Genomic DNA, 4,933 nt, shown 5'->3' on the forward strand with positions numbered 1-4,933 from the left:
CCGGCGGCGATGATCGACGGCCGGGTGGTGGGCCGGGCCGATGCCGCGCGGCTGGACGCGATCGTCGCGGAGGCAGGCGCATGAAAATCTATGTGCCCCTCGACAGCGTCGCCAAGGCGCTGGGCGCCGACCAGGTCGCCGATGCGCTGGCCGCCGAGGCGGCGCGGCGCGGGCTGGACGTGGAGATCATCCGCAACGGCACCCGTGGCATGATCTGGCTGGAACCGCTGGTCGAGATCGACCGCGGCGACGGGCGCATCGGCTATGGCCCGGTGACCCCCGACCAGGCACCAGCGCTGCTGGACGGCACCGCCGACAGCCTCGGCCCGGTCGAGGCGATCCCGTTTTTCGCCCGCCAGACCCGGCTGACCTTTGCCCGCTGCGGTGTCATCGACCCGCTGTCGCTGGCTGAATACGAGGCGCAGGGCGGGCTGGCCGGGCTGCGCCGGGCGCTGCAGATGGACGCCGCGGAAATTGTTGCCGAGGTCAAGGACTCGGGCCTGCGCGGCCGCGGCGGCGCCGGTTTTCCCACCGGCATCAAGTGGGAGACGGTGCGCAGCGCGCCGGGCACGCGCAAATACATCGTCTGCAATGCCGACGAGGGCGACAGCGGCACCTTTGCCGACCGGATGCTGATGGAGGGCGATCCCTATTCGCTGATCGAAGGCATGGTGATTGCCGGGCTGGGCACCGGGGCCGAGCGGGGCTTTGTCTATATCCGCTCGGAATATCCCGACGCCATCGCGGTGCTGGGCGCGGCGTTGGACCACGCCCGCGCCGCCGGCCTGCTGGGGCCCGATGTGCTGGGCTCGGGCCGCGCCTTCGAGCTGGAGATCCGGGTCGGAGCCGGCGCCTATGTCTGCGGCGAGGAGACCTCGCTGCTGAACAGCCTGGAGGGCAAGCGCGGCGTGGTGCGGGCCAAGCCGCCGCTGCCGGCGCTGGAAGGCGCCTTTGGACAGCCCACCGTGGTGAACAACGTGATCTCGCTGGCCACGGTACCGGTAATTTTCGAAAAAGGCGCTCAGCATTACGCGAATTTCGGGCTCGGCCGGTCAAAAGGCACCATGCCGATCCAGATCGCCGGAAATGTCCGGTATGGCGGGCTGTTCGAAACCGCCTTCGGCATGCCGCTGGGTGAGCTGGTGAACGAGATCGGCGGCGGCACCGCCTCGGGCCGGCCGGTCAAGGCGGTACAGGTCGGCGGCCCGCTGGGCGCCTATTTCGCGCCGGCGCAATTCGACACGCCCTTCGGCTACGAGGAATTCGACGGTGCCGGCGGGCTGATCGGCCATGCCGGGATCGTGGTGTTCGACGACCGCGCCGACATGCTGAAACTGGCGCGCTTCGCGATGGAATTCTGCGCGGTGGAAAGCTGCGGCAAATGCACCCCCTGCCGGATCGGCGCGGTGCGCGGCGTCGAGACGCTGGACCGCATCGCCCGTGGCGACCCGGCGGCGGCCGACCTGCTGACCGATCTCTGCGAGACGATGAAGATCGGCTCGCTTTGCGCGCTGGGCGGCTTCACCCCCTATCCGGTGATGTCGGCGCTGCGGCTGTTCCCCGATGATTTCGCCACCCGCAAGGAGGCTGCCGAATGAAAGACTTCATCATTCCCTGGGACGATCAGGACAAGGGCACCCCGGCCAAGGCCGGCGCACCGGTGACGCTGCGCATCGACGGGTTCGAGGTGACGGTGCCCGAAGGCACCAGCGTGATGCGGGCCGCCGCCGAGGCCGGGATCACCGTGCCGCGGCTCTGCGCCACCGACAGTATCGAGGCGTTCGGCTCCTGCCGGCTCTGCGTGGTCGAGATCGAGGGGCGGCGCGGCCTGCCCGCCGCCTGCACCACGCCGGTGGCGCCGGGCATGGTGGTGCAAACCCAGTCGCCACAGGCGAAGAAGATCCGCCGCGGCGTGATGGAGCTTTATATTTCCGATCACCCGCTCGATTGTCTGACCTGTGCCGCCAATGGCGATTGCGAATTGCAGGACATGGCCGGCATGGTCGGGCTGCGCGACGTGCGCTACGACAGCGGCGCCAACCACTATGCCAAGACCGCCGGAACCCTGGCCGCGGGCGATATCCGGGCGCGGGCCCCGGCGGGCGCGGCCAACCCGCGCTATGTGCCCAAGGACGATTCCAACCCCTATTTCAGCTTCGACCCGTCGAAATGCATCGTCTGTTCGCGCTGCGTGCGCGCCTGCGAAGAGGTGCAGGGCACCTTCGCGCTGACGATTTCCGGGCGCGGCTTTGACAGCCAGGTCTCGGCGGGCATGGCCGACGACAATTTCATGAGCTCGGATTGTGTCAGCTGCGGCGCCTGCGTGCAGGCCTGCCCCACCGCCACCTTGCAGGAAAAATCGGTGATCGAGATGGGCACGCCCGACCGGTCGGTGATCACCACCTGCGCCTATTGCGGCGTCGGCTGTTCCTTCAAGGCCGAGCTGAACGGCGACGAGTTGGTGCGCATGGTGCCCTACCGGCACGGCAAGGCAAACCGCGGCCATTCCTGCGTGAAGGGGCGCTTTGCCTATGGCTATGCCCATCACAGCGACCGCATCCTGAACCCAATGATCCGCGACCGCATCGACCAGCCCTGGCGCGAGGTCAGCTGGGACGAGGCGCTGCAATTTGCCGCTCAGCGGATGCGCGGGCTGCAACAGGCCTACGGGCCGAAATCCATCGGCGTCATCACCTCCAGCCGCTGCACCAACGAGGAAACCTATCTGGTGCAAAAGCTGGCCCGCGCGGTGTTCGGCAACAACAACACCGATACCTGTGCCCGTGTCTGCCACTCGCCCACCGGCTATGGCCTGCGCCAGACCTTCGGCACCAGTGCCGGCACCCAGGATTTCGACAGCGTCGACAAAACCGATGTGGTGATCGTGATCGGCGCCAACCCGACCGACGGCCACCCGGTCTTTGCCTCGCGGCTGAAGAAACGGCTGCGCCAGGGCGCGAAGCTGATCGTGATCGACCCGCGCCGCATCGACATGGTGCGCTCGCCGCATGTCGAGGCCGCCCATCACCTGCCGCTGCGCCCCGGCACCAATGTCGCGGTGGTCAGCGCGCTGGCGCATGTGATCGTCACCGAAAACCTCTATGACGAGGCGTTTATCCGCAGCCGCTGCGACTGGGACGGGTTCCAGGATTATGCCGCCTTCATCGCGGATCCGCGCCACAGCCCGGAAGCCACCGAGATGCTGACCGGCGTGCCGGCGGCCGAGCTGCGCGCCGCCGCGCGGCTGTTCGCCACCGGCGGCAACGGCGCGATCTACTACGGGCTGGGCGTGACCGAGCACAGCCAGGGCTCGACCACGGTGATGGGCATCGCCAACCTGGCGATGCTGACCGGAAATATCGGCCGCGAGGGCGTCGGGGTGAACCCGCTGCGCGGGCAGAACAACGTGCAGGGCTCTTGCGACATGGGCTCGTTCCCGCATGAACTGCCGGGCTATCGCCATGTCAAACTGCCCGAGGTGCGCAAGATTTTCGAAGAGGCCTGGGGGGTCGAGATCGACCCCGAGCCGGGGCTGCGCATTCCCAACATGCTGGACGCCGCCGTCGACGGCACCTTCAAGGGCCTCTATTGCCAGGGCGAGGACATCCTGCAATCCGATCCCGACACCCATCACGTCGCCGCCGGGCTGGCGGCGATGGACTGTGTCATCGTGCATGACCTGTTCCTGAACGAGACCGCGAATTACGCCCATGTCTTCCTGCCCGGATCGACCTTCCTGGAAAAGGACGGCACCTTCACCAATGCCGAACGCCGCATCAACCGGGTGCGCCGGGTGATGGCGCCGCGCAACGGCTATGCCGATTGGGAGATCACCCAGCTGCTGGCCAATGCGATGGGCGCCAGCTGGAACTATACCCATCCCGCCCAGATCATGGACGAGATCGCCGCCACCACGCCCTCTTTCGCCGGGGTCAGCTATGAGCTGCTCGAGCGCGAAGGCTCGGTGCAATGGCCCTGCAACGACAACGCGCCGCAGGGCACGCCGCTGATGCATGTGGACGGCTTCGTGCGCGGCAAGGGCCGGTTCATCGTCACCGAATACGTGGCGACCGACGAAAAGACCGGCCCGCGCTTCCCGCTGCTGCTGACCACCGGCCGGATCCTCAGCCAGTACAATGTCGGCGCCCAGACCCGGCGCACCGACAACGTGATCTGGCACGATCAGGACGTGCTGGAAATCCATCCCAGCGATGCCGAGAACCGCGGCGTGAAAGACGGTGACTGGATCAAGCTGGCCAGCCGCTCGGGCGAAACCACGTTGAAGGCGGCGCTGACCGACCGGGTCAGCCCCGGCGTGGTCTATACCACCTTCCACCACCCCGACACCCAGGCCAACGTGATCACCACCGATTTTTCCGACTGGGCCACCAATTGCCCGGAATACAAGGTGACCGCGGTGCAGGTCAGCCTGTCGAACGGGCCGACGGACTGGCAGGAGGATTACTCGGCCTTTGCCGAGAAATCCCGCCGCATCCTGCCCGCCGCCGAATAGCGCCGTGGCCTTCCCCGCCTCCTGCAGCCGGCCGGGCCGCGCCGTCCAGGGCGACCGCAGCCGCGCGATCCGCCGCGCGCTGCCCGAAGAGGTGCCCGTCGCCATCGTCTGCGACGGCACCACCCAGGCGGTGATGATGGCCAGCCCCGGCGATATCGAGGATTTCGCCTGCGGTTTTGCCCTGACCGAGCGGATCGTCACCGCGCTGGACCAGATCGAGGGGTTCGAGACGCTGACCCATGACCGGGGGATCGAGGCGCGGCTGTGGCTGCGCGCCGATCGCGGCGAAAAGCTGGGCGCGCGGCGCCGCTTCATGGCCGGGCCGGTGGGCTGCGGGCTCTGCGGCATCGACAGCCTGGACGAAGCGACGCGCCCCCTACCCCATGTCGGCACTACCGGGCCGGTGCTGTCCCGCGCCGA

General features: G+C 67.8%; 3 protein-coding genes. All 3 read left to right on the top strand.

The genetic code is table 11. The annotated features are described in order from the left end of the window. The first annotated feature begins 80 nt into the window (after positions 1-80). Complete coding sequence (locus tag CVM52_RS23520; protein ID WP_100164771.1) at positions 81-1,598, top strand: formate dehydrogenase beta subunit; 1,518 nt, start codon at positions 81-83, stop codon at positions 1,596-1,598. After that, complete coding sequence (gene fdhF, locus CVM52_RS23525; protein WP_100164772.1) at positions 1,595-4,513, top strand: formate dehydrogenase subunit alpha; 2,919 nt, start codon at positions 1,595-1,597, stop codon at positions 4,511-4,513. The genes CVM52_RS23520 and fdhF overlap by 4 nt, the downstream gene beginning before the upstream one ends. Before the next feature lie 4 nt (positions 4,514-4,517). Then, positions 4,518-4,933 (top strand): formate dehydrogenase accessory sulfurtransferase FdhD (locus CVM52_RS23530; protein ID WP_205965013.1); only part of this gene is annotated, 416 nt, incomplete at its 3' end.

The organism is Pseudooceanicola lipolyticus (genome assembly GCF_002786325.1).
GTDB classification, from domain to species: Bacteria; Pseudomonadota; Alphaproteobacteria; order Rhodobacterales; family Rhodobacteraceae; genus Pseudooceanicola_C; species Pseudooceanicola_C lipolyticus.

What these genes read in the sequence shown, in the direction of transcription:
- CVM52_RS23520 (WP_100164771.1), top strand. Translation starts at nt 81, where the DNA reads ATGAAAATCTATGTGCCCCTCGACAGCGTCGCCAAGGCGCTGGGCGCC.
- fdhF (WP_100164772.1), top strand. Translation starts at nt 1,595, where the DNA reads ATGAAAGACTTCATCATTCCCTGGGACGATCAGGACAAGGGCACCCCG.